General features: G+C 62.0%; 25 protein-coding genes, 2 tRNA genes and 1 pseudogene. 18 read left to right on the top strand and 10 right to left on the bottom strand.

All coding sequences use genetic code 11. The features are described 5' to 3' along the window. Positions 1-39 precede the first annotated feature (39 nt). Genes ACNAOH_RS02620 through ACNAOH_RS02595 form a run of 6 tightly spaced genes read left to right on the top strand, consistent with a single transcriptional unit; the run spans position 40 to position 4859 of the window. Complete coding sequence (locus tag ACNAOH_RS02620; RefSeq protein ID WP_443971222.1) at positions 40-918, top strand: MBL fold metallo-hydrolase; 879 nt, start codon at positions 40-42, stop codon at positions 916-918. Further along, positions 903-1583, top strand: a complete 681-nt coding sequence (locus ACNAOH_RS02615; protein ID WP_443971221.1) for a DUF4230 domain-containing protein — start codon at positions 903-905, stop codon at positions 1581-1583. Before ACNAOH_RS02620 ends, ACNAOH_RS02615 begins: the two co-directional genes overlap by 16 nt. Before the next feature lie 56 nt (positions 1584-1639). After that, positions 1640-2236 carry a hypothetical protein gene (locus ACNAOH_RS02610; protein WP_443971220.1) on the top strand — a complete coding sequence of 199 codons (597 nt, stop codon included), beginning with the start codon at positions 1640-1642 and terminating at the stop codon, positions 2234-2236. Positions 2237-2291: 55 nt separating this feature from the next. After that, positions 2292-3290, top strand: coding sequence for a quinolinate synthase NadA (gene nadA / locus ACNAOH_RS02605; RefSeq protein ID WP_443971219.1), 999 nt, complete (start codon positions 2292-2294; stop codon positions 3288-3290). Positions 3291-3295: 5 nt separating this feature from the next. Then, positions 3296-4147 carry a carboxylating nicotinate-nucleotide diphosphorylase gene (nadC, locus tag ACNAOH_RS02600; protein WP_443971218.1) on the top strand — a complete coding sequence of 284 codons (852 nt, stop codon included), beginning with the start codon at positions 3296-3298 and terminating at the stop codon, positions 4145-4147. Next, positions 4140-4859, top strand: coding sequence for a ribonuclease T2 family protein (locus tag ACNAOH_RS02595; protein WP_443971217.1), 720 nt, complete (start codon positions 4140-4142; stop codon positions 4857-4859). Before nadC ends, ACNAOH_RS02595 begins: the two co-directional genes overlap by 8 nt. A gap of 13 nt (positions 4860-4872) precedes the next feature. Here the strand turns inward: ACNAOH_RS02595 and ACNAOH_RS02590 are convergent, their stop codons facing one another. The 7 genes from ACNAOH_RS02590 to aroA form a co-directional block, all read right to left on the bottom strand. Beyond that, positions 4873-5265, bottom strand: coding sequence for a DUF4112 domain-containing protein (locus ACNAOH_RS02590; protein ID WP_443971216.1), 393 nt, complete (start codon positions 5263-5265; stop codon positions 4873-4875). A 79-nt stretch (positions 5266-5344) separates the two neighbouring features. Further along, positions 5345-6823, bottom strand: a complete 1479-nt coding sequence (locus ACNAOH_RS02585) for an ABC transporter substrate-binding protein (protein ID WP_443971215.1) — start codon at positions 6821-6823, stop codon at positions 5345-5347. Between the two features lie 85 nt (positions 6824-6908). Then, positions 6909-6994 (bottom strand) — tRNA-Leu (locus tag ACNAOH_RS02580). A gap of 74 nt (positions 6995-7068) precedes the next feature. Further along, complete coding sequence (locus tag ACNAOH_RS02575; protein ID WP_443971214.1) at positions 7069-7353, bottom strand: integration host factor subunit beta; 285 nt, start codon at positions 7351-7353, stop codon at positions 7069-7071. Positions 7354-7568: 215 nt separating this feature from the next. Next, the gene (rpsA, locus tag ACNAOH_RS02570; RefSeq protein ID WP_443971213.1) at positions 7569-9272 is read right to left on the bottom strand and encodes a 30S ribosomal protein S1; all 1704 of its coding nucleotides are present in this window, start codon (positions 9270-9272) and stop codon (positions 7569-7571) included. Positions 9273-9451: 179 nt separating this feature from the next. Further along, positions 9452-10072 (bottom strand): (d)CMP kinase, encoded by a 621-nt coding sequence (gene cmk, locus ACNAOH_RS02565; RefSeq protein WP_443971212.1) that lies wholly within the window; start codon positions 10070-10072, stop codon positions 9452-9454. Then, positions 10069-11421, bottom strand: a complete 1353-nt coding sequence (gene aroA / locus ACNAOH_RS02560) for a 3-phosphoshikimate 1-carboxyvinyltransferase (RefSeq protein ID WP_443971211.1) — start codon at positions 11419-11421, stop codon at positions 10069-10071. Before aroA ends, cmk begins: the two co-directional genes overlap by 4 nt. Positions 11422-11590: 169 nt before the next feature. On the opposite strand from aroA, the gene ACNAOH_RS02555 reads away from it, so the two are divergent. The 4 genes and pseudogenes from ACNAOH_RS02555 to ACNAOH_RS02540 all read left to right on the top strand — a co-directional run bounded on the left by ACNAOH_RS02555 (position 11591) and on the right by ACNAOH_RS02540 (position 12862). Continuing rightward, positions 11591-11923, top strand: a complete 333-nt coding sequence (locus ACNAOH_RS02555; protein WP_443971210.1) for a TIGR02300 family protein — start codon at positions 11591-11593, stop codon at positions 11921-11923. A 109-nt stretch (positions 11924-12032) separates the two neighbouring features. Next, positions 12033-12108: transfer RNA gene (locus ACNAOH_RS02550), tRNA-Ala, on the top strand. Positions 12109-12251: 143 nt separating this feature from the next. After that, positions 12252-12530: pseudogene (locus ACNAOH_RS02545) on the top strand (copper resistance system multicopper oxidase); the annotation flags it as partial. Between the two features lie 2 nt (positions 12531-12532). After that, positions 12533-12862 (top strand): copper resistance protein B, encoded by a 330-nt coding sequence (locus tag ACNAOH_RS02540; protein ID WP_443971209.1) that lies wholly within the window; start codon positions 12533-12535, stop codon positions 12860-12862. A 19-nt stretch (positions 12863-12881) separates the two neighbouring features. Here ACNAOH_RS02540 and ACNAOH_RS02535 read toward each other — a convergent pair whose 3' ends face one another. Further along, complete coding sequence (locus tag ACNAOH_RS02535) at positions 12882-13370, bottom strand: copper chaperone PCu(A)C (RefSeq protein WP_443971208.1); 489 nt, start codon at positions 13368-13370, stop codon at positions 12882-12884. 172 nt (positions 13371-13542) lie between these two features. Between ACNAOH_RS02535 and dnaK the strand changes: the two genes are divergently transcribed. Together dnaK and dnaJ are read left to right on the top strand one after the other, a co-directional pair. Beyond that, positions 13543-15447, top strand: a complete 1905-nt coding sequence (gene dnaK, locus ACNAOH_RS02530; RefSeq protein WP_443971207.1) for a molecular chaperone DnaK — start codon at positions 13543-13545, stop codon at positions 15445-15447. A gap of 67 nt (positions 15448-15514) precedes the next feature. Next, complete coding sequence (gene dnaJ / locus ACNAOH_RS02525) at positions 15515-16639, top strand: molecular chaperone DnaJ (RefSeq protein ID WP_443971206.1); 1125 nt, start codon at positions 15515-15517, stop codon at positions 16637-16639. Between the two features lie 30 nt (positions 16640-16669). Here the strand turns inward: dnaJ and ACNAOH_RS02520 are convergent, their stop codons facing one another. Together ACNAOH_RS02520 and purF are read right to left on the bottom strand one after the other, a co-directional pair. Next, positions 16670-17392, bottom strand: a complete 723-nt coding sequence (locus ACNAOH_RS02520) for an SDR family NAD(P)-dependent oxidoreductase (protein WP_443971205.1) — start codon at positions 17390-17392, stop codon at positions 16670-16672. 21 nt (positions 17393-17413) lie between these two features. Further along, a complete protein-coding gene (purF, locus tag ACNAOH_RS02515) occupies positions 17414-18874 on the bottom strand; it encodes an amidophosphoribosyltransferase (protein ID WP_443972030.1) in 1461 nt (486 codons plus the stop codon). Positions 18875-19117: 243 nt separating this feature from the next. Between purF and ccmC the strand changes: the two genes are divergently transcribed. The 6 genes from ccmC to ACNAOH_RS02485 all read left to right on the top strand — a co-directional run bounded on the left by ccmC (position 19118) and on the right by ACNAOH_RS02485 (position 23987). Next, on the top strand, positions 19118-19843 hold the full coding sequence (ccmC, locus tag ACNAOH_RS02510) for a heme ABC transporter permease CcmC (protein WP_443971204.1): 726 nt from the start codon (positions 19118-19120) through the stop codon (positions 19841-19843). A 152-nt stretch (positions 19844-19995) separates the two neighbouring features. Beyond that, entirely contained in the window at positions 19996-20448 is a 453-nt protein-coding gene (gene ccmE / locus ACNAOH_RS02505; protein WP_443971203.1) for a cytochrome c maturation protein CcmE, read from the top strand. After that, positions 20445-22382, top strand: a complete 1938-nt coding sequence (locus ACNAOH_RS02500; RefSeq protein WP_443971202.1) for a heme lyase CcmF/NrfE family subunit — start codon at positions 20445-20447, stop codon at positions 22380-22382. The genes ccmE and ACNAOH_RS02500 overlap by 4 nt, the downstream gene beginning before the upstream one ends. Further along, a complete protein-coding gene (locus tag ACNAOH_RS02495) occupies positions 22379-22912 on the top strand; it encodes a DsbE family thiol:disulfide interchange protein (RefSeq protein ID WP_443971201.1) in 534 nt (177 codons plus the stop codon). The genes ACNAOH_RS02500 and ACNAOH_RS02495 overlap by 4 nt, the downstream gene beginning before the upstream one ends. Further along, positions 22909-23322 (top strand): cytochrome c-type biogenesis protein, encoded by a 414-nt coding sequence (locus tag ACNAOH_RS02490; RefSeq protein WP_443971200.1) that lies wholly within the window; start codon positions 22909-22911, stop codon positions 23320-23322. Before ACNAOH_RS02495 ends, ACNAOH_RS02490 begins: the two co-directional genes overlap by 4 nt. Further along, entirely contained in the window at positions 23319-23987 is a 669-nt protein-coding gene (locus ACNAOH_RS02485; protein ID WP_443971199.1) for a tetratricopeptide repeat protein, read from the top strand. Before ACNAOH_RS02490 ends, ACNAOH_RS02485 begins: the two co-directional genes overlap by 4 nt.

The following is a 23987-nucleotide window of genomic DNA, read 5'->3' as shown; positions in this document are numbered from 1 at the left end:
CGCCTTGATTTCCCGGCACAAGCGCGCACATGGGGGAGGATGGCAACGCCGGCTCCCCCTACTTCTTCAGAGACCGGCACGGCTATCGGCCTTTCGCCGCTTGTCGCCCGCGTCCTCGCGCCCAATCCCTCGCCGTTCACTTATACCGGCACGCAGACCTACCTCGTCGGCACGCGCGATCTCGCGGTGATCGATCCCGGCCCGGACGATCCGCGCCATCTCGCCGCGCTCATCGCTGCGATAGACGGCAGACCGGTCGTCGCCATTGCCTGCACTCACACCCACCGCGATCACAGCCCCTCCGCGCGGCCGCTCGCTGACCTGACTGGCGCGCCGGTCATCGGCTGCGCGCCGCTCACACTGGACGACGAAGGCCCGCGCGCGGATGCCGCTTTCGATCCCGTTTATGCGCCGGACCGCGTGCTGGCCGATGGCGAGCGGCTCAGTGGGCAGGGCTGGACGCTCGAGGCGATCGCGACGCCCGGCCACACCTCCAATCATCTCTGCTTCGCGCTGGCGCAGGAGCAGGCGCTCTTCACTGGCGATCACGTCATGGGCTGGTCGACCAGCGTGGTCGCGCCGCCCGATGGCGACATGACCGCCTATCTCGCCTCGCTGGAGCGGCTCATCGCCCGCGAGGACGCCATTTACTACCCCGCCCATGGCGAGCCGATCGAGCGGCCCCGGCGCTTCGTGCGAGGAATGCTTGGCCATCGCAAGATGCGCGAGGGGCAGATCCTCCGCCTGCTCGGGCGCGATGGCCCCGGCGCGATCCCGCATATGGTTCAGCACATGTACAAGGGGCTTGATCCAAGACTGACCGGAGCGGCTGGGCGGTCGGTTCTGGCGCATCTTCTGGATCTGGAGCGGCGCGGCCTCGTTATGAGGCTGGGAGAAAGCGAATGGCAGGCAATATGACCTCGGAAGAGAACGGAAAGGACAGGCTGGCGGCGCGGCTCACGCGGCGCATCGCGCTGGTCGCCGCGCTTGTCGTGCTGGTCGTCGGCCTCGTCTGGGCCGCCGCCTGGTGGGCCGGGCGCTCGCTCGATCAGCGCATGGAGGGCACGGTCGAGTCCGTCGCCACCGCCAGCCTGCAGAGCCTGCACGAGCAGGCGCGGCTGGTTCCGTTCGTCGCGCGCTTCGTGGCCGTCACCACCAGCGAGCAGCAGCGCTTTGGCCTCACCGCCAAGCAGACGATGATCCTGCCCGGCCTTGTGCGCTATGAGGTGGATCTCGCCGCGATCCGCCAGCAGGATGTCGTGTGGAACGAGGCGGACAAGACCCTCACTGTCACCCTCCCGCCGCTGGAAGTGACTGGCCCGCAGATCGATCTCAAGCAGATGCAGGCCTATGACGGCGGCGGGCTCCTCATGGCGCTCACCGATGCCGAGAAGACGCTGGACGCCGCCAATCGCGCGCGCGGGCAAGCAGAGCTGGTCGCACAGGCGCGGGCGGAGGTGCCCATGCGCCTTGCCCGCAATGCTGCCAAGTCGGCCATCGAGCGCAGCTTCGTCATGCCGCTGCGCGCTGCCGGGCTGGATGCGCGAGTGGTAGCGCGGTTCGAGGGCGATCCGGCGGGGTAGAGCAGGTTTGAGGGAAGCGAAGTAGGTTCCATGCCGTCGTCTTTTTCGGCTGGGTGGTGCTGTATCTCGTCCAGACCATCCTGGCCGCCACTGGCAATGTCCGTTTCCACCGGCAGCTTGGCTGGCTCGCGCTGGCCTTCATTCCCGCGATGGTCGCGCTGGGCACGCTCATGACGGTGACGACCCTGCGGCGCAGTGGCGGGCCGTTCTTCTTCGATCAGAACCAGTTTCTCATTGTCAATCCGCTCGGCATCACCGCGTTCGCCGGGTTGGCGATCGCCGGGCTCGTTATGCGTCGGCGGACGGACTGGCACCGGCGCCTGATGTGCTGCGCCATGATCATTCTCACCGGGCCGGGCTTCGGGCGGCTGCTCCCCATGCCCCTCATGGTCCCCTATGGCTGGTACGTCGCGGCGATTGTCGCGCCGATGGTGTTCTTCGCGGCGGGGATGATTGCCGATCGTCGCCGGTCCGGCCGGGTCCATCCTGCCTGGTATTGCGGCCTCGCCGTGCTGGTCGGCACGCAATTGGTGGCGGACGGCGTTGCCTATAGTCCGGCGGGCTATGCGCTTACCGAGCAAGTGCTCGCCGGCACGCCCGGGGCGGGCCGTCCCATGGCCGGGCAAATGAGCTCGGCGCCTCTCCGCCCTTGATCCTGCCTCGCCGTCGGGCCATCTGCCGGGGGAACGGGACAGGAGATTCGAAGTCATGGACGCACGCGGCGGTATCGGCGGCTCTCTCGCAGGGGTCGATCTGCTCGGCGAGATCAATCGACTGCGCAAGGAGCGCAATGCGGTCATCCTCGCCCATTATTACCAGAAGCCGCAGATTCAGGATCTGGCGGACTTCGTGGGCGATTCGCTGGAACTGTCCCGTAAGGCCGCGGAGACGGACGCTGAGGTGATTGCCTTTTGCGGCGTGCGCTTCATGGCGGAAACCGCGAAGATCCTTTCGCCGGACAAGACGGTGATCCTGCCGGACATGGACGCGGGCTGTTCCCTTGAGGACAGTTGCCCGCCCAGTCAATTCAAGGCGTTCCGCGAGGCGCACCCCGACCATATTGCGCTCAGCTACATCAACTGTTCGACTGAGGTGAAGGCGCTCAGCGACATCATCGTCACCTCGTCCTCGGCGGAGATCATCCTCTCGAAGATTCCGCCCGAGCAGAAAGTGATTTTCGGGCCGGACAAGCATCTGGGCGGTTATCTGAACCGCAAGCTGGGGCGCGACATGCTGCTCTGGCCGGGCGTGTGCATCGTCCACGAGAGCTTCTCGGAGACCGAACTGCTCAAGCTCAGGGCGCAGCATCCCGGCGCGCCGGTCGCCGCGCATCCCGAGTGCCCGCCGCACATCGTCGATCATGCCGATTATGTCGGCTCGACGAGCGGTATTCTGGCCTTCGCTAAGGCGCTGCCGGGCGACACGCTGATCGTCGCCACCGAGCCGCACATCATTCACCAGATGGAGCTGGCGGTGCCTGAGAAGAATTTCATCGGCGCGCCGGGGGCGGATGGCAACTGCGCGTGCAACATCTGCCCCTATATGGCGATGAACACGATGGAGAAGCTCTACATCGCGCTGCGCGACCTCAGCCCCCGGATCGAGATGGACGAGACGCTCCGCCTCGCGGCGAAGAAGAGCCTCGACCGGATGCTGGAGATGGCCAGCGGCACAGTGGGCAGGGGCGATCTCGGCGCGCGGGACTGATAGCTATGACGCCTTTCGACCTGCCCGGTTTCGATCTCGATGCGTTTGTCGCCGCCACCCTGGCCGAGGATCTGGGCTCACCGCCACGCGACGTGACGAGTGAAAGCGTCATTCCCGCTGACGCCCTCTTCACGGGCGCCATGGACAGCCGTGATGCCGTAACTGTCGTCGGCCTGCCGATTGCACAGGCCTTCTTCCGTGCGCTCGATCCCGATGTGGAGATCGAGTTGCTGGTGGGAGAGGGGGACAAGGTTTCGGCTGGGACCGACCTGATGCGCCTTCGCGGCAAGGCGAGGGCGCTCCTCACCGCCGAGCGCTCGGCGCTCAATACCGTGCAGCATCTCTCCGGTATCGCCACCATGACTCGTGCCTATGTCGATCGCATCGCCGGCACGGGCGCCACTCTGCTCGATACGCGCAAGACGATCCCTGGTCTGCGTGTGCTGGAGAAGTACGCGACCCGTATGGGCGGCGCGACCAATCATCGCATGGGCCTGTGGGACGCCGCGATGATCAAGGATAACCACATCGCGGTCGCAGGGTCGGTGGGTGAGGCGGTGCGCCGGGCAGTGGCCGCGGGGATTGGACAAATCATCGTAGAGGTCGATCGTATCGACCAGATCGAACCTGCGATTGCTGCTGGCGCGACACATTTGCTGCTGGACAATATGCCGCCTGCCGTTCTGCGTGGCGCCGTTACGCTGGTTGGCGGGCGTGTGCCCACGGAAGCATCGGGCGGGGTGCAATTGGAGACGATCCGGGAGATCGCCCAGACGGGCGTGGATTTCATCAGTGTTGGCCGCCTCACCCAGTCGGCCCCGGCTGCGGACATCGGTCTGGATTTCGCCAATGCGTAGATCGCTTGCTCGGCTTACCGCCGCTGGCTTCGCGATAACTGCTCCGCTTCCCGCGCTCGCGCAGGCCGCGAGCTGCACTGCTCCCTCGATTCTGCCGCGGCCCAAATTCGATGGCCCCAGCAGGAACGAACCCGTCCGGCGTATTCCTACCGCGAGCTATACACTGGCGATCAGCTGGTCTCCGCAATTATGCCGTAGTCCCGGCCGTAGTGACGCGCTGCGGTGCGGCGGTAAGCTGGGCGCCTTCGGCTTTACGCTCCACGGGCTATGGCCTGACGGTGCTGGCAAGACCTGGCCCCAATACTGCCGGACAGCTACGATCCTGCCTCAGTCGCTCGTGCGCCAGAATATATGCGTAACGCCGTCGCCCGATCTCATCCAGCATGAATGGGCCAAGCATGGAACCTGTATGGGGCGTGATCCGGCTCCCTATTTCTCGAAAAGTCGCGCCTTGTACCGAGCCCTTCGCTATCCCAACATGGATGCGCTTTCCAGGCGAAGGGATATGACAATCGGTGGCTTTGTCGATGCATTCGTCGCTGTGAATCCGGCTGTCCCTGCCCGCGCAGTTCGTGTCACGGCGACGAGGGACGGCTGGCTGGATGAACTCTGGCTCTGCCTCGACAAGCGCCTCCGCTATGAAGCGTGCAGGGCCAATCAGGACGGCGGGGCCACGTCTCGCCGCAAGCTGCGGATCTGGCGCAGAGGCTGAAAACGCCGCCAGATCATTGCTCGATCGTCGTAGTGCCGGGATGATGTCGGTCCAAGTGGCGCCTGATGATCCTGAGATTGCGAGAATTGGATTTGAACGCGAAGTCGAATGCATCCCCCACCAGTGGGATGGCGCCGATCGCGGTGTCGAAGCCGACATTCGCAGCCATTCGGGTGATTTGCCACCGGGACATTCCGAGATTGCGCGCCTCCCACACGATCCATGCCCCCATAGCCGCCGTGACCAGATCCCCGACCACAGGAACAAGGCCGATCAGGGAATCGAGACCGAAGCGGAGTCTCGTTCCGGGAAAAACCAGAGCATTTTCGAGGAGATGCTCCATCATCTCAATTCGTTGGCGGATGGATTGAGGATCGCGCCCGAGGCCCGGCATTGCATCGAGCATGCGGGCAACATCATCGGCTGTCGGGCGGGCATTGCGCATTTGCACAGGTCTCCTGAACGGCCTTGCCCGGCCGCCGTCCCTAATTGGGGAGGGGGAGAAGCTGATTCAACGGATGTACCCCGCGCGGCGAAGGCTGGAAACCGGTGAGCCGGCGCGCGACGAGGGACCAACGGATCGGTGTTCCCAGCGGGATGAAATTGTCCTGCCCGACCACCAGCGCTTCCGCTTGAGCCATGAGGCGAGCTTGCGAGGCAGCGTCGCCAGCTGCGCGCGCATCAGCTAATCGCGCGAGACTTTCCGGATCGCATCCGGGTCCGGACTTGCATGCAAGTCTGCCTATATACCAGTGCGCGCTGTCAAATGGCGCAACCTCGTCAATGAGAACGAGGTCGGCGCCGCGCGTGTCCAGTTGAAACTGGAGACTAAGGCCGATGTCCGCGAGGTCGGAAGCGATGCGGCGGTAAAGTAAACGCGAGCCTGACTCAGGTGGCAACGCAATCTTTAGAACAGGGGCATCTCCGTTCTTGGATACCCACTCTGCAACTGCGGCCCGCGCGGTCGCCCGACGCTGAGCAATGTCCTGCCCGGACCAGACTGGCGCAGTAGGCGAGCCGGCAAGGTCGAGCTGTGCCGGCAGGAGGCGTTCGGCGATCGTCCAGCCAGACACATTGAATGCGCTGGCAATCGCGCCGCGATCGACGGCGGAATTGATCGCGGCGCGGATCGTCGCGTCTTTGAGCAGGGGCGAGTTCCCGGACAGGAGAAGGCCGAAGAGGCCGCTGACCGGATCGGCCCGGATGCTTGCCTCTCTTATGCCAGCGACTCCCAGCAGCGGGAGATCCTGATAGCGGCCGCCGAGCACGAGGTCAGTCTGGCCGCGTTGAAATCGCACGAGAGCAAGCGAAGCGCGAGCGACTTCCAGTGTTCTGCGGTCGCGGTCCCGTTCGGGGCTCGCATCTGCACTTTCCGGGTCGAGGCCATCGGGGAGTGGGGTTAGGTAAGCGCGCTGAAGACGGATTGTTGCGCCATAAGGCCCGCTGCCGACAAAGGGAGCGGCCTTGAGGAGGGGCAGTCTCTGGCTCGCCAGAAGCTGTATGAAAGAGGGCACAGCGGTATCGATCCGGATCTCGATGACCCGATCCGTCATTGCGCGCACTTGGGGCTGGAGACCGCCCAACAGATCTGGCGCCGCCTTAAATCTTGCTTGCAGCAATTTCGCGACTTCGTCTGCGCGAACGGGTTTACCGTCGGACCAGTTCAGCTGCTTCAGCCGAAAAATGTAGCTTTGCCCGTCATCTGTCACGATCCAGCTTTCAGCGACGCCGCCTACTATTTCCCCTCGGGCATCGAAAGACAGCAGGCCCTGCGCGGTGGCGCCCAAGAAAGTCCGGGAGACGATTGAAACATTTCCGGGCTGAGGACGGGCTAGCTCCTCCTGCCGGCCAATCAGATCGACGACGACGGGCTTGTCCGAGCCACGCTCACATCCGCCGAGAACAGCGCATGCGGCGAGCAGACAAATGGTCGCGCCTCGCAGGGTCGGAAAAAAAGCTGGCATGAAAGAACAGACCTTCGCATCCCGGCTTCTACCGGGCACTCCCCCAACTGCGCGAATTTCGCTCCTGAATCAACGGAGCGTTCGTTGGTGCGGACGGCGGGACTCGAACCCGCACTCCCAGAGGGAAGCAGATTTTAAGTCTGCTGCGTCTACCGGTTTCGCCACGTCCGCACGAATATGCAGTGCTCTGGAGGCATGTCTGGTCAGGCTTGCCCGGCCGTCCCGTCGGTTCGACGGGCGATCAATCAGGCGTCGCTGTTCAGGCGCTGACGGATTTCCTTGCCGGGTTTGAAGTGGGGGACACGCTTGGCCGGAACCGTCACTTCCACGCCTGTACGGGGATTGCGGCCTGTCCGCCCATCACGTGAGCGCGTTGTGAAAGCGCCAAATCCCCGCAATTCGACACGGCCGCCTTGGGCAAGGCGATCGGTGATGGCATCGAAGACAGTGCTGACGATCTTATCGACCTCACTGGTTGTGAGGTTGGGATTGAGTGTAGCCAGGTGCTGAACAATTTCAGACCGGATCATCAAATCGTCCCTTCTCTATCTGCGCTCAGTATTGCTTCTGTCGCAAGCTGAGGAGCAGTGTTTCGATCCGCTTAACGGATATGCATCATTCATGCGACGGAAATAGCGAGATGCGCAACAGAAATTACTCGTAACTGCAACCATCTCGACGATGAAGAAAGGGCTCGCCGAGTGTATCGACGAGCCCCTTTTCTTAAAAGCAATGGAAGCTGGGATCAGCCCTTCGCTTTGAGCGCTTCGCCCAGAATGTCGCCCAGCGATGCGCCGCTGTCGGATGAGCCATACTGTGCCACGGCCTGTTTCTCCTCAGCGATCTGCAGCGCCTTGACGGAGAAGGTGGGCTTCTTGGACCGGTCGAAGCCAGTTACCAGCGCGTCGAACTTCTGGCCGACCTGGAAGCGGTCGGGGCGCTGTTCGTCGCGATCACGACCCAGGTCGCTGCGCTTGATGAAGCCGGTGACGCCGTCGTCGCCGGCCTGAACCTCAAGGCCGCCATCGCGGACTTCAAGCACAGTGACGGTGACGGTGGCGTTCTTCTGGAGGCCGCTCGACGAGGCGGCGCTGCCGATGGCTGGCGCACCCTTTTCGAGCTGTTTCATGCCAAGGCTGATACGCTCCTTCTCGACATCAATATCGAGAACGATCGCCTGAACCGTCTCGCCCTTGCGGTGCAGGTTCAGTGCGTCTTCGCCCGAGATGCCCCACGCGATGTCCGACATATGAACCATGCCATCCACATCGCCGTCGAGGCCAATGAACAGACCGAACTCGGTCGCGTTCTTGACTTCGCCTTCCACGGTCGAACCGACCGGGTGACGATCTGCGAAGCTCTCCCAGGGATTGGACTGAGCCTGCTTGAGGCCCAGGCTGATGCGGCGCTTCTCGGCATCGACCTCGAGCACGATGACATCGACTTCCTGGCTGGTCGATACGATCTTGCCGGGGTGGACGTTCTTCTTGGTCCAGGACATTTCCGAAACGTGGACGAGGCCTTCGATCCCCGGCTCCAGCTCCACGAAGGCGCCATATTCGGTGATGTTGGTGACACGGCCGTGCAGCTTGGCGCCGACCGGGTATTTGACGCTTGCGCCTTCCCACGGATCGCTCTCGAGCTGCTTCATGCCGAGGCTGATGCGCTGCGTGTCGCGATTGATACGGATGATCTGGACGCGAACGGTGTCGCCGATGTTGATCATCTCGCTCGGGTGATTGATCCGCTTGTAGCTGAGATCGGTGACATGGAGCAGGCCATCGATACCGCCGAGATCCACGAAGGCGCCGTAGTCAGTGATGTTCTTGACCATGCCTTCGATGATCTGCCCTTCGGACAGGGTCTGAATGAGGCCGCTGCGCTGCTCGGCGCGGGTCTCTTCCAGGATCGCGCGGCGTGAAACGACGATGTTGCCACGGCGGCGATCCATCTTGAGGATCTGGAAGGGCTGGGGAATGTCCATGAGCGGCGTGACGTCGCGGACGGGACGGATATCGACCTGGCTGCCCGGCAGGAACGCCACAGCGCCGTCGAGGTCGACAGTGAAGCCACCCTTGACGCGGCCGAAGATGACACCCTCGACGCGAGCGCTCTCGGTGAACTCGCTTTCCAGCTTGTCCCACGCGGCTTCACGGCGGGCGCGATCACGCGAGAGCATGGCTTCGCCGATGCTGTTCTCGACCCGATCAACATAGACTTCGACTTCGTCGCCAACCTTCAGATCGGCCTTCTGGCCGGGGGCGGCGAACTCGCGCAGGGCAACGCGGCCCTCGCTCTTGAGGCCGACATCGATGACGGCCATGTCGTTTTCGATGGCAGTGACAGTGCCCTTGACCACGCGGCCTTCAAAGCCGCCGTCGGCGCCACCGAGAGAATCGTTGAGAAGCGCGGCAAAATCATCGCGCGAAGGAAATGCCGTAGAGGCCATAGAAAGAAGTCCTTGAGTCATTGCTGGCCAGCCGGTTGTGTCCGGCGGTCTTGCGGCCAAACTGCCCGCATGGCCCCATGCCGATGCAAGCATCCGCGCACGTTACCCGCTGGAAAAATGCTCAGGAGAGGAAAAGCGAAAAGGGCGCCCCGCTATGCGACGCGCCTCGGCCTGTCGCCCTAACGGCGACTTTCCAGTCGAGCATCCACCAGCGCGATCGCGCTTTGGATGGCGGCGCCTATAGTCAAATTGCTCGTATCTAGCAAGTCCGCGCCATCTGCCCGCCGGAGCGGGGCACTGGAGCGATTGGTGTCGCGCGCATCGCGAGCAGCAAGGTCTTCTCTCAAACTGTAGAGCGTGCGGGAAGGATCTTCGATATGGCGGCGGGCGGCGCGCGCGTCCACGCTTGCGGTCACAAAGAGCTTTGCGTCAGCATCGGGTGCGATAACCGTCCCGATGTCGCGCCCGTCGAGCACTGCACCACCTGGCTGAGCCGCAAAGACGCGCTGTCTTTCCAGGAGCGCCGCGCGAACTGCAGGATGCACCGATACGCGAGACGCCAACGCGCCGGCTTCTTCACTTCTCAGCTCAGGCTCGCGCAAAAGCGCGTCCGGGAAGTTGCATGCCTCGGTCGCGTTCGCCTCGTTGTCCGGGTCAAGCCCGGCACGCGCCACGGTCACTCCCACCGCTCTATAGAGCAGGCCCGTGTCGAGATGGGGCAAACCATAATGCAAGGCCAGGCCACGTGCGATCGTGCCTTTGCCGGACGCCGCCGGTCCGTCCACCGCGATGACTGTCATGACACAGGTTCTATCGCGCCGAGTTCGGCGAGCATATCCTCGAAGATCGGGAAGCTCGTTGCCACCGGACTCATGTCATCCACGATCAGGCCGCCTTGCGTGCCGAGGCCCGCGATCGCGAAGCTCATGGCGATGCGATGGTCGAGAGAGGCGGAAATCGTGGGAGGCGCGTTATCGCCCGGCAGCTGCTCTCCGCCTGAGCCTTCGATAATGAGGCCGTCCTCACTCTCGTTCACGCGGACGCCGAGTCGCACCAGTCCCTGCGCCATAAGCGAGAGGCGGTCCGACTCCTTCACACGCAACTCTTCAAGCCCGCTCGTGCGGGTCACCCCTTTTGCGAAGGCAGCCGCGACGAAGAGTATCGGGAATTCGTCGATCATGCTTGGCGCGATTTCCGGCGGAACGTCGATACCGGTCAGGCTGCTGTGGCGAGCTGTAATATCGGCGACCGGCTCGCCGCCAACAGTCCGTTCATTGGTATAAGTCAGGTCTGCGCCCATATCGCGCAAGACGGAGAAGAGGCCCGCCCGGGTAGGATTCAGGCCGATATTTTGAACAATGATCTCTGAGCCCGGCGTGATGAGCGCAGCGACGACCGGAAAGGCAGCAGAGGAGGGGTCTCCCGGCACGACGATATGCTGGGGGCGGAGTTCGGCCCCACCGCGAACGCGAATGATTCTTGCGCCAGCGCTATCGATTTCGACGGTTAGATCGGCGCCAAAGCCCGCGAGCATACGTTCGCTGTGGTCGCGTGTCGGCACTGGTTCGATCACGGTGGTCAAGCCCGGCGTATTGAGCCCGGCAAGCAAGATTGCCGACTTTACCTGCGCGGACGCGACGGGGAGGCGGTATTCGATTGGCACGGCTGGCGATAAACCGCGCATGGTGAGCGGCAACCGCCCTCCAGGCGACGTCACGAAATCCGCGCCCATCAGACCGAGTGGCTCGGTTACGCGGCCCATCGGCCGCTTGCTGAGCGAGGCGTCGCCCGTAAATGTCGCTGTGATCCCGTGGCTGGTTATCAGTCCCATCAGCAATCGCGTAGACGTTCCGCTGTTGCCCATGTCGAGCGCGGTCTCGGGCTGGAGCAGACCGCCCACGCCCACGCCGCTCACCAGCCATGCGCCTTCACTGTCGCGCGTGATCGTCGCGCCCATCGCGCGCATCGCCGCCGCCGTGGCGAGCACGTCCTCGCCCTCCAGCAATCCCTCTATGCGTGTCTCACCCACAGCCAGCGCGCCGAGCATGAGCGAGCGGTGAGAAATGCTCTTGTCGCCGGGAACGCGCACTGTCCCTCGCAGTGCAGGAGCGGGCCGGAAGGTTGCGGGCTTCGCGGTCGAGTGCGTCATCAGATCATCCAGGGTCAGGGTCAGCCAAGGCAAAAGAGGCTGGAAAAAGTGCGTGCGGCTTTTGACAGGGCCGATCCGCTATGGCAAGGCGCCCGACACTTTGAGGCCGAGGGTGCTCCCGAAGGCCGGATTTTTCTTTCCGCTCGTTATGAAGGACAAGAGGCGACACATGGTGAAGCCTGAATGGGGTACCAAGCGCACCTGCCCCAAATGCGCAACGCGTTTTTATGATCTCGGCAAGGACGAGCCCGTCAGCTGCATCGAGTGCGGCAACGTCTGGACGCCCGAGCCGGTCCTGAAATCCAAGCAGCCGCTGCCTTATGAGGAGCTGCCCCAGAAGGCGGCCGCCGGTGGTGCTGGGGAAGATTCGCAGGCCAACGATGATCTCGACATCGATATCGATGTGGATGAGGGTGAGGCTTCGCCAGACAACGACGTGGATCTGGGCGGAGATGATGATCTCGGCGTCGACGCGTCGGATGGAGAAGACGAAGAAAACTAAGTCTTTGGGTGGCTTTGAGCTGCCTCAAGTTTTACGCTTGCAGCGAGGCGTTGCCTGACATAAAGGCTGCGCCTCGCAGTGCCGGTCCAGCCCGGCACACTATTGGTTCGGGGCCGTAGCTCAGCTGGGAGAGCGCTACACTGGCAGTGTAGAGGTCAGGGGTTCGATCCCCCTCGGCTCCACCATTTTCCGTAGATCCATTGTTTGGACAAGGATCCGGATGCTCGCCGTTTTAAGTCGGTATTTCTCAGCGCTCGCAAGAGCAGTTTAAGCGTGCATGTTCTGGCTTATGGCCCCCTATCATGTGCGCCGGTACTCCGGTGCTCTTTGCGTGACCAACTTCAATTTTCGTTTGCCTGAGCTTGCGATGACGGTGGTGCAGGCGGATGGCTAGGATGTCGAGCCGGTCGAGACGGATGAGATTCAGATCGCCATCGCCGAAACCTACGATGTGATCGTGACGCCGCAGGTGGCCCGGCCGTTCGCGATCATTGCGGAGGCGATCGACCGTTCGGGCCTTTGCCGGGCGACGCTTGCGCCCCAGCCGGGGATGACAGCAGTGATGGTGTCTCTGCGTGAGCGCCCTTTGCTCACCATGAAGGACATGAGGTGGAAGGGGAGATGTTCCTTTCCAACAAGGGTGAGCTGACTGGGCGAGCGGAAGCGAACTACGATCTGCGCCTCTCGCAGCGCGTGATCCTCCAGCCAGCGGTGGAGTTGAATTTCTCAGCGCAGGATGTCGAGGCGCTGCGTCTGGGCGCCCGGGTCAGTTCCGTCGAGCTGGGGGCGCGTGTGCGCTACGAATTCGCCCGAGAGTTCGCGCCTTACCTGGGCATTCACTGGGAGCGCAAGCTGGGCGGCACTGCCCGCTTCGCCCGCGCATATGGAGAAGAGGTCGGCGGGCTGAACTTTGTCGCCGGGGTTCGCCTCTGGTTCTGATTTGAGTCCCGGCGTAGGATTAGTGGGCCGTATGATCCGCCATGTGGTTTCCGACTGCGCCCGAGGCCGCGCCCGCTCCACCGGTAGGCTTGGTAATCGGCGCGTCGACCAAAATCCGGTCGCCGTTCGAGAAGATGAAGGTCAGCGTGATCTTGCCTTGGGCGACGATACCCGGGTTGATCGACCAAAGCATGAGATGCTTTCCACCCGGTGCGAAAGTCACGGTCTGCCCTGCGGCTACGTCGACGGTCTGAATGGGCGTCATGCTCATCATCCCATCCTTCATTTGACTGTCATGCATCTCCGCACGCACCGCGCCCTCTGTTGTCACGTCGCGCAGGGTGACCGGGGATGAGCCGCCATGTATCGTGAAGTATCCCGCAGCCGGTGCCTCGGGATTGGCATTGAGCCGTACCCAGGCCTTGTCGACGTACAGAGGCTTGTCCTCGCAACCGGCAAGAGCCAGTCCCGCAAAGGCAAGAGTACGAAAAGCAAGTGCAAGGCGCATGGCGTTGCCTCCGTCACGATGTGAAACAATCTCTCCTGCGCCTAGTCTCCCCGGTGACTTGTGCCAAGAGAAAGCCGCCCTATATCGGCCGGGACTTATGCGGCGGAGGATCGGCTCAGATGAGCGACTTTCCCCGCAAACCGCTGAAACTTTTGGGGTTACGAGGGCATAGATGGCAAAAGTAATTGGTATTGATCTTGGCACGACCAATAGCTGCGTAGCGGTGATGGACGGTGGCAAACCCAAAGTCATCGAAAATTCGGAAGGCGCACGCACTACGCCCTCCATTGTCGCATTTGCTAAGGATGGTGAGCGTCTGGTGGGGCAGCCTGCGAAGCGTCAGGCAGTGACCAATGGCGACAACACGATCTACGCGGTCAAGCGCTTGATTGGCCGCCGCTTTGATGATCCGCTGACCAAGAAGGACATGGAGCTCGTTCCCTACGATATTGCCAAGGGCCCTAATGGTGACGCTTGGGTGAAGGCAGGAGGCAAGGAATATTCTCCCTCCCAGATTTCCGCATTCACCCTTCAGAAGATGAAGGAAACTGCCGAAGCGTATCTCGGCGAAACGGTCACGCAGGCTGTCATTACGGTGCCGGCTTATTTCAACGATGCGCAGCGCCAGGCGACCAAGGACGCTGGGCAGATTGCCGGGCTTGAAGTTCTTCGCATCATCAACGAGCCGACTGCGGCGGCGCTTGCCTATGGCCTTGAGAAGCAGGACGGCAAGACCATCGCTGTCTATGACCTTGGCGGCGGCACGTTCGACATCTCGATCCTCGAGATCGGGGATGGCGTGTTCGAGGTGAAGTCGACCAACGGCGACACTTTCCTAGGTGGCGAGGATTTCGACTCCAAGCTGGTCGAATATCTGGCTGAGGACTTCAAGAAAGCCGAGGGCATTGACCTCACCAAGGACAAGCTGGCGCTTCAGCGCCTGAAGGAAGCGGCGGAAAAGGCCAAGATCGAGCTCAGCTCGGCGCAGACGACCGAAGTGAACCTGCCTTTCATCACGGCCGACGCTAATGGTCCGAAGCATCTGGTGAAGTCGATCACGCGCGCCGATCTGGAACGTCTCGTCGCTGACCTCATCAAGCGGACGATGGAGCCTTGCAAGAAGGCGCTGGCCGACGCTGGCGTTTCCGCAAGCGACATCAGCGAAGTCGTGCTGGTGGGCGGCATGACTCGCATGCCCAAAGTGCGTGAAGCTGTGAAGGACTTCTTCGGCAAGGAACCGCACACGGGCGTGAACCCGGATGAAGTCGTCGCCATGGGCGCCGCTATTCAGGCCGGTGTGCTGCAGGGCGACGTGAAGGACGTGCTTCTGCTCGACGTGACGCCGCTGTCGCTGGGCATCGAGACGCTCGGCGGCGTGTTCACCCGCATGATTGATCGCAACACCACGATTCCCGCCAAGAAGAGCCAGGTTTATTCGACTGCCGATGACAATCAGCAGGCGGTGACCATCCGCGTCTTCCAGGGCGAGCGTGAGATGGCGGCGGACAACAAGCTGCTCGGACAGTTCGACCTGGTCGGCATTCCCCCGGCGCCTCGCGGCGTGCCGCAGATCGAGGTCACGTTCGATATCGATGCCAACGGCATCGTGAATGTTTCCGCGAAGGACAAGGGCACTGGCAAGGAGCAGCAGATTCGCATCCAGGCCTCCGGTGGTCTTTCGGACGCAGACATCGAGCAGATGGTCCGGGATGCCGAGCGTTTCGCTGAAGAGGACAAGAAGCGGCGTGAAGGCGCTGAGGCGAAGAATAACGCCGAGAGTCTAGTTCACACGACGGAGCGTCAGCTGGCCGAACATGGCGACAAGATCGAAGCCGATCTCAAGAGCGAGATCGAGACGGCGATTGCCGCGACGAAGATCGCGATTGAAGGCGGCGACGCCGACGCCATGAAGGACAAGGCGCAGGAACTGGCGCAGGTAGCCATGAAGCTTGGTCAGGCGATCTACGAGAAGGAACAGGCTGCGGCCGCGTCTCCGGCTTCGGATGGGGCGCCCAAGGCCGACGATGACGTGGTCGATGCCGAGTTTTCTGAAGTCGACGAAGGTAACAAGGCTTAAGACCTTGAATGATATGGGTTGCCCGGGTTCGAAGCCCGGGCAACTTTTTTAAGCGGGCGGTTGGTGGATGAGCGCAGAAGTCGACTATTACGAGTTGTTGTCGGTCGAGCGGACAGCGGATGCAGGCACGATAAAGAGCGCCTATCGCAAGCTGGCCATGCAATTTCATCCGGACCGCAATCCGGGCTGCAAGGATAGCGAAGCAAAATTCAAAGCCATTGGCGAGGCCTATGAGTGCCTCAAGGATCCGCAGAAGCGCGCAGCCTATGACCGCTTCGGTCACGCGGCGTTCCAGCAGGGTGGAATGGGCGGCGGAGGCTTCGGCGGGAGCAATGGCGGCTTTTCCGATATCGGGGATATCTTCGAGACGATCTTCGGTAATGCGGGATTTGGCGGCGGGCGACAGGAAGCCCGGCGTGGCGCAGACCTGCGCTATGATCTCGAAATCTCTCTCGAAGACGCGTTCTATGGCAAGAACACGTCCATAGAAGTTGAAGTTTCGGCTGCGTGCGAGCCCTGCAAGGGGACAGGCGCAGAGCCGGGGACTAGCGTCGAGACTTGTCCGACTTGTGGCGGACATGGCAAAGTGCGGGCGCAGCAAGGCTTCTTTGTCGTCGAGCGGACCTGCCCAGCCTGCCATGGCGCCGGGCAGCGGATCAAATCTCCCTGCCGGTCATGTCGTGGCGAAGGTCGCGTCGACAAGGCCAAGCGGCTTGAGGTTGCGATTCCTGCTGGCGTCGATGAGGGAACGCGTATTCGCCTGTCCGGTGAAGGCGAGGCCGGGCCACGCGGTGCGCCTCCCGGCGACCTTTATATTTTCCTGCATGTGCGCCGGCACGCGATTTTCGAGCGCGAGGGTACCAATCTCTTCTGCAAGGTGCCGATCAGCTTTACCTTGGCCGCTTTGGGAGGCTCGGTAACCGTGCCTGCGCTCGGCGCGCAGGAAGGCCACGAAATCAAGATCCCTGCCGGTATCCAGTCGGGCAAGCAAATTCGCCAGCGTGGTGCTGGGATGCCAGTGCTTAATGGGCGCGGGCAGGGCGATCTCGTTGTTCAGGTTGAGGTCGAGACACCGACGCGCTTGACTGCTCGCCAACGGGAGTTGCTCGAAGAGTTTCGCTCGCTTGAGACAGGCGAGGAATGTCCCGAATCGAGCAGCTTCTTCACCAAGATCAAGGACTTGTGGAGCTGATCTTCTGCAGGCTCTAAAAGCCGCCGTGAGTTATTTCGGCAGGTCTAGCCGGTAGCCGTCGGGCGTATCCGCGACGATGAGATTTACGATCGCCTGCGCGACCACAGCCGGAGTTTTGAGGCTCGCCGGGTCTTCGCCGGGATAGGCGCGGGCGCGCATTGCGGTGCGCGTTGGGCCAGGATCGACGATGTGCGTGCGCACATTCGTGATGTTCCGCACTTCCTGCCCGTAGGCGGCAACAAGATTGTCGAGCGCAGCCTTGGAGGCGCCATAGGCACCCCAATAAGCACGCGGCTGCGGCGCTACTCCGGAGGAGAGTGAGATCACCCGCGCATCCTTACTGGCGCGGAGCAGCGGATCGAAGGCGGCTATCAAAGCCTGTGGAGCCGCGATGTTGAGCGTTAGCAAGCGCGCGAATTCCTTGACGTCGATCGCCGGTACAGCGGCCAGCGAGCCAAGCGTTGCCGCGTTAATGACGAGGATATCGAGTGAGTCCCAGCGGCCAGAAATCGCCTGAGCGAGCTTGCCGATGCTCTCAGCTTCCACGAGGTCAAGCGGAGCGATCGTGGCACTGCCGCCCGCCGCGTGGATTTCGTCCTCTATCTTCTCAAGGTCCTGGCTTGTCCGCGCAACGAGCACCACATGTGCGCCCTCGGCGGCCAGCGCCTTGGCGGTTTCCGCGCCTATGCCGCGACTTGCCCCGGTAACAAGGGCAAGACGCCCCGAAAGAGGCTTGAGGACAGTGTCGGTCATGGAAAGCGCTTTCAGGAAAGTTCAGGCAACTCGCTCGCGAAGGAGCTCAAGCTGGTTGACCTCTATCGTTTCGTCGAAATCGGTAAGGCGAGTGGGATAATCGCCCGTGAAGCAGGCGTCGCAATAGCGCGGGTTTTGGCTGTCTCGTCCCGCTTCGCCCAGCGCCTTGTACAGACCGTCGATCGAAATAAAGGCCAGGCTATCGGCGTGAATGAAGGCGCACATTTGCGCGACATCCATTTTATGGGCCAGCAGCTTGGCGCGCTCGGGCGTATCGACGCCATAAAAGCAGCTGTGACGCGTGGGCGGGCTTGCGATGCGCATATGCACTTCGCTCGCGCCGGCCTCGCGCATCATCTGCACGATTTTCAGGCTTGTCGTTCCCCGAACGATAGAGTCATCGATGAGGATGACGCGCTTGCCTGCAATCAGGGCGCGGTTGGCGTTATGTTTGAGTTTCACGCCAAGATGCCGGACCTTGTCACCCGGCTGAATGAACGTGCGGCCGACATAGTGCGAGCGAATGATACCAAGCTCGAACGGAATATTTGCCTGCTGCGCATATCCCAGCGCCGCAGGCACGCCGCTGTCCGGCACCGGAATGATGTAGTCCGCGTCTATCGGGCTTTCGATGGCGAGTTGTGCGCCGATCGCCTTGCGCACCGAGTAGACGCTGCTGCCATCGACAATCGAATCCGGGCGCGAAAAATAGACGTGCTCGAAAATGCAGGGGCGGGCGCGGGTCTCGTTGAACGGATGATGCGAACGAATTTCGCCGTCCTGCGTCACCACAATAAGTTCGCCGGGCTCCACGCTGCGGATATACTCTGCGCCCACGACATCAAAGGCGACCGTTTCGGAGGCGAAGATGATGGACTCGCCCAGTCGGCCCATCACCAGTGGACGAATACCGAGAGGATCGCGGCACGCGATCATGCCTTCGCTGGTCAGGCAGATGAGCGAATAAGCTCCTTCGACCTGCTTCAGTGCGTCGATGAACCGGTCGAGCAGGGTGCGGTAGTTCGATCGCGCCACGAGATGAATGATGACTTCGGTATCGCTGGTCGACTGGAAGATCGCACCATCGCGAACTAACGCCTTTTTGAGCGTCATCGCGTTGGAAATGTTCCCATTGTGCGCGATCGCAAAGCCGCCGGATGACAGGTCCGCATAGAGCGGCTGGACATTGCGGACGGAAGTCTCGCCGGTTGTCGAATAACGGACATGGCCGCAAGCGACATTGCCGGCCAGGCCACGAATAACCTCGTCCCGGTCGAAGTTTCCCGCCACATGGCCCATTGCACGGTGGCTGTGAAAGGTCCGGCCGTCCCAGCTGGTGATGCCCGCCGCTTCCTGTCCCCGATGCTGAAGGGCGTGCAGACCGAGCGCGACCATCGCCGCTGCCCCTTCCGCGTCATAGACGCCAAAAATTCCGCATTCCTCACGGAGCTTGTCGTCGTCAAAAGGATGGGTGACCAACATGTGCGCGTCCAGGGCCAATTCAGCCTCGTTCGGGATGAAACCCATGACTTCCTGCATCTCCAAGTCGCTGACAGGAGAATCGGGCGGAAGGCTCTTTCCGCGTCTCCGTCCCGGCGCATATAGGAGCGCCCGACGAGTTTGTCGCCCCATTGTCACGAAAAATGGCAAATCGCTGAAAACCGCGCCTATTACGCGTAGATGTGAGGCTTCCCACGGAGGATCGTAGCCCTTAAAGGGGGAGCGATGCATGTGCTCGCCAACCCCCGGCGCTTCCTCTCGATCGCGAGGCCATTGACGCCCTGGCTGCTTTGGGGCGGCCTGCTCCTTATCGCGCTCGGCTGCGGTGCGGGGCTTTTCTTGGCCCCCGCCGATTACCTTCAGGGCGAGAGTGCTCGCATTCTCTATATTCATGTGCCGGCCGCCTGGCTCGGCATGGGGGGCTGGAGCGGCATCGCCATCGCGGCAGTCATGCAACTGGTCTGGAGGCACCCTCTCGCTGCGGTCGCGGGGCGCGCCGTCGCGGTTCCGGGCGCGCTTTTCACCGCGATCTGTCTAGTGACCGGATCGCTCTGGGGGCGGCCAACTTGGGGGACTTATTGGGAGTGGGACGGGCGCATGACGTCCATGCTGATCCTGCTTTTTCTCTATATCGGCTATATTGCGCTGGCCCGGTCGAGCGCGGAGCGCAGCGAAGAAGGCGGTGTCAGCCGCGTGACGGCAATTTTCGGTCTCGTCGGCACCATCAATCTGCCGATCATCAAGCTATCGGTCACATGGTGGAACACGCTTCATCAGGGCGAAAGCATCTCTGTGCGAGGAAGCAGTATCGACGCTTCGATGCTCTGGCCGTTAGGGTTGACCGTCATCGGATTCTCGCTGTGGTTTAGTGCGATCGTGCTTCTGCGGATGCGAACGATCCTGGCTCTTAATAAGGCAGAGGCGCGTCAGCGCCGACTGGCCCGAGGCTGAAGGCTGCTCCCTATGAATCCCTGGCCCTTTGTCATTCTAGCTTATGCGCTCACACTGGGCGCTGCGCTTATGACTACGTTTTTTGCCGTGCGCTCTGCCCGCGTGGCGGAAACGCGAGCCGAACAGGGGCAGCGGCGGGATTAATGGCTATAATGTTAAGAGGAAAGCACCAGCGGCTCATGCTGGTCGTGGTGGCGCTGGTCGCGCTGATCGGTGCCGGCGTGCTTGCGGTATCTGCCCTGAAGGACCGCGCGGCTTATTTTTACACGCCCAGCGAAGCGAAGGCGGCGAGCGTTGAGGCGGGCCGCGCCATTCGTCTTGGCGGTATGGTTGTGCCGGGCAGCCTTAAGCGCGCGCAGGACGGAGTCGCGATTGATTTTGTCGTCAGCGACGGAAAAGGAACTGTGCCGGCCCGCTTCCAGGGGATCGCGCCGAGCCTGTTCCGCGAAGGCTCAGGAGTGGTCGCGGAAGGCGCGTTTGACGAGCGCGGAACCTTTCAGGCGACCAACCTTCTGGCCAAGCATGATGAGCGATATATGCCGCGCGAGATGGAAGGTATCAGCTATGACGCGGAGACGCATCAGGTGAAGGCTGCCAATCCGTGATCGCGGAAGCTGGTCTTGCAGCGCTCTGGCTCGCGGCGGCGCTTGCCTGTTTGCAACTGGTTCTCGCATGGACAGCTGTGAAAGATCCGAACAATCCTACGGGCGGTTTGGTGAGGCCCGTCGCGATTGTTCAGGGCGGACTGACGCTCCTGTCGTTCGTTCTGCTGATTACCCTCTTCCTACGTTCGGACATGTCGGTGCTGCTCGTCGCGGCAAATAGCCATTCGATGAAGCCGTGGCTTTACAAGCTCGCGGGCACATGGGGCAATCACGAGGGATCGATGCTCTTGTGGGTGAGCGTGATGAGCGTTGCAGGCGCTGTCGTTGCTCTGCTCGAGCGTAAGCTGGATCGGGCGACGCATGTCGCGACATTGGGCGCGCAGGCTGCAATCAGCCTCGGATTTTATGCGTTTCTGCTGTTCGCTTCCAATCCCTTTGCGCGTTTGAACCCTGCGCCGGCGGACGGGCAGGGGCTCAATCCTTTGCTGCAGGACCCCGGCCTCGCCTTTCATCCTCCCACGCTTTATTTGGGTTATGTCGGCCTTTCGGTCGCCTTTTCCTTCGCAGTGGGAGCGTTGCTGACCAGACGTGTTGACGCTGAGTTCGCTCGTGCAATGCGTCCCTGGGTGCTCGGCGCCTGGGTTCTCCTTACACTCGGCATCACTGCGGGGTCATACTGGGCCTATTACGAACTGGGATGGGGCGGCTGGTGGTTCTGGGACCCGGTCGAGAACGCGTCGCTCATGCCGTGGCTGGCGGCGACCGCATTGCTCCACAGTACCAATGTTCTTTCCGCGCGAGACGCTCTTCGCGCCTGGACGGTCATGCTTGCCGTGCTGGCGTTCGCTATGTCGATGGTTGGCACGTTCCTCGTCCGCTCAGGCATATTGACCAGTGTTCACGCTTTTGCCGTGGATCCGGAACGCGGCACTTTCATCCTCGCGCTGCTCGCCATCTACATCGGAGGAGCTCTTGCGCTGTTCGGTGTGCGCATCGGCACAGTGCGAGAAGGTAAGCAATTTGACCTGATGAGCCGTGAAGCGATGCTGGTCGGTAACAACCTGCTGCTTTGCGTGATCCTTGGCCTGGTGCTGGTCGGCACGCTTTATCCCTTGCTCACCGAAATGGCCGGCGTGCGCGTGTCGGTCGGTCCGCCTTATTTCAATGCGGTGATCGGTCCGATCACACTTGCGTTGATGGCGCTCATGATCGTGGGGCCGGTGACGCGCTGGCGACATGACGAGGGGAAGGTTGTGGCAAAGCGCGTCTGGCTCGCCGGCCTGGCGGCTTTGATCGCGCTGATTGCTGTGCTCGTGGCGAGTTGGGGCCATATCGGCATTCTGCCCCTGCTGGGGCTGGTCATCGCGGGCGCTGTCGCAGTGGGCAGCTTGGCGCCTCTCTGGAAGCGCAATCTCCTGCGAACGCCTCTTTTTACGTGGGGCATGGTTATCGCGCATTTCGGCTGCGCCGTGAGCCTCGCCGGAATGGCCGCCGATAGCGCTTTCACGCATGAACGTCTCGCGGCGGTGCGCCCCGGTGAAACTGTGGCGCTGGGCAACTGGGCACTTCGTTTCCAGAGCGTCTCGCCCGTAGCCGGGCCGAACTGGGCAGCGATCGAAGGGCGCTTCATCGTTTCGAGGAATGATCGGGCGCCCCGCATGATGCGACCACAGGCCCGCTTCTTCCCAGATCCGCCTACGCCTACGACCGAATCGGCGCTCCTCACGCGTTGGGACGGACAGCTTTACGTCGTTCTTGGCGAGCAGCTGGAGGATGGGCGCTGGCAGGTCAGGATCTGGTGGAAGCCCTTCGTGACATATATCTGGTTCGGCGGGGCGCTCATTGCGTTGGGCGGCACCTTGGCCCTGCTGGGCAGAGTAGGGCGGCCGTGGTGGCGGCAGCGTCGTCTGCGTCGGCTGGAGGCGCCAGCATGAAAAACAGCGCGCTCATCTGGCTACCCCTTGGGTTGTTCGTTGCGTTCCTGGTCGTGCTGAGCCTCGGTCTTGGTCGACCGGAAACACAGGTCGTCACCTCGAAGATGATCGGTAAGCCCCTCCCGCAATTTGCGTTGCCCGCAGGCGCTAGTGCTGCGGACGGGCTGACTTCGGAAGAGTTTAGTGACGGAAAGCCTCGCCTTCTCAATATCTTCGCGAGCTGGTGTGTGCCCTGTGCTGCGGAGGCGGCGCAACTCGCTACTCTTGCACAGCGGGGCGTCATCATCGAGGGGGTCGCAGTCCGTGACGCCCGGCAGGATGTGGACGCTTTCCTTACTCGCTACGGAAATCCCTACCGTCATATCGGTCTTGATGAACGCAGCGCCCTTCAGTTCAGCCTGGGCTCGTCCGGTGTGCCCGAAACCTATGTGATCGATGGGAAAGGTATCATTCGATACCAGCACATTGGCGCGATCAACGCTTCCGACGTTGAGACGATCATTGCGCGATTGGCGGAGGCGGGTGCATGAGAGCCCTGCTGTTCACGCTACTTCTGGCTCTCGTCGCGCCGGCGCTTGCGGCTCAGACCGCTTTGCCCCCGGCACCGTGGGCAGACCGCCAGCTTGCCGATCCGGCGCAAGAGGCGGACGCGAAGGCGCTTATGGAGAGCATTCGCTGTCTTACCTGCCAAAGCCAGTCGATCGCGGATAGTAACGCGAGCATGGCTGCCGATCTGCGCTCCGAGATAAGGGAACGCATCGCTCGCGGGGAACAGCCGGAAGCGATCCGTGCCTGGCTTATCGAGCGCTACGGAGATTGGATCAGCTACAAGCCAAGCGCTACGCCGGTCCTCTGGCCGCTCTGGGCTGCACCGATCCTTCTGATTGTGGGCGGACTGGTGGTTGCTCTGAGGCGCGTGCGCAGGCGGCGCCAGTCATGACCGGTCTTTTCATCGCCATGAGCCTTGCCGTTGCAGCGCTCGCCTTGCTTTATCTGTTCGCTCGTATTCCGCTCCGGCATATGCTCGCCCCGGCGACGGCCATTCTTGTCGGCCTTGCTGGATATGCGTGGCAGGGACAGCCTGCTCTCCCTGAGCAAACCCCCGACGCCGCGAAGCGACTCGTTCGTTTCGACGAGAGGCTGGCCGATCGAAGAAAAGCGATGAGCGATCGGCTTGGTCCGGCAAATTCGTGGATCATTCTTTCCGACGGATTGGCGCGTCAGGGTAACAGTATAGATGCCGCCAACGCTCTTACCGCAGGTTTGCGGCAGTATCCGCGCGATCCCGCTTTATGGGTGGCGCTTGGCAATGCCCTCATGATTCACACTCAGGGTGTGATGTCGCCCGCCGCCGACTATGCCTTCCGGCAAGCTGAGCGCTTTTCTCCCCGTTACGCTGTGGCGCCGCGCTATTTTTACGGTCTCGCAATGGCACAGGCAGGCCGAATGGCAGATGCTCGCAAGCTTTGGCTCGGCCTTGTGATGGACTTGCCGGAAGATCATCCCCTGCGGTTCGAGTTGGCTCGCAACCTCATGATCATCGATGCGATGGAAAAGCGGCAAGGGGGAGAACAGCCGCAATCTGGCGCGACAGGATCGCCGTAA

Source organism: Sphingobium sp. CR28 (assembly GCF_052327305.1).
In the GTDB taxonomy this organism is placed as follows: Bacteria; Pseudomonadota; Alphaproteobacteria; order Sphingomonadales; family Sphingomonadaceae; genus Sphingobium.
Note: the sequence above shows the minus strand (reverse complement) of the source record. Positions and strands in the feature narration are given on the sequence as shown.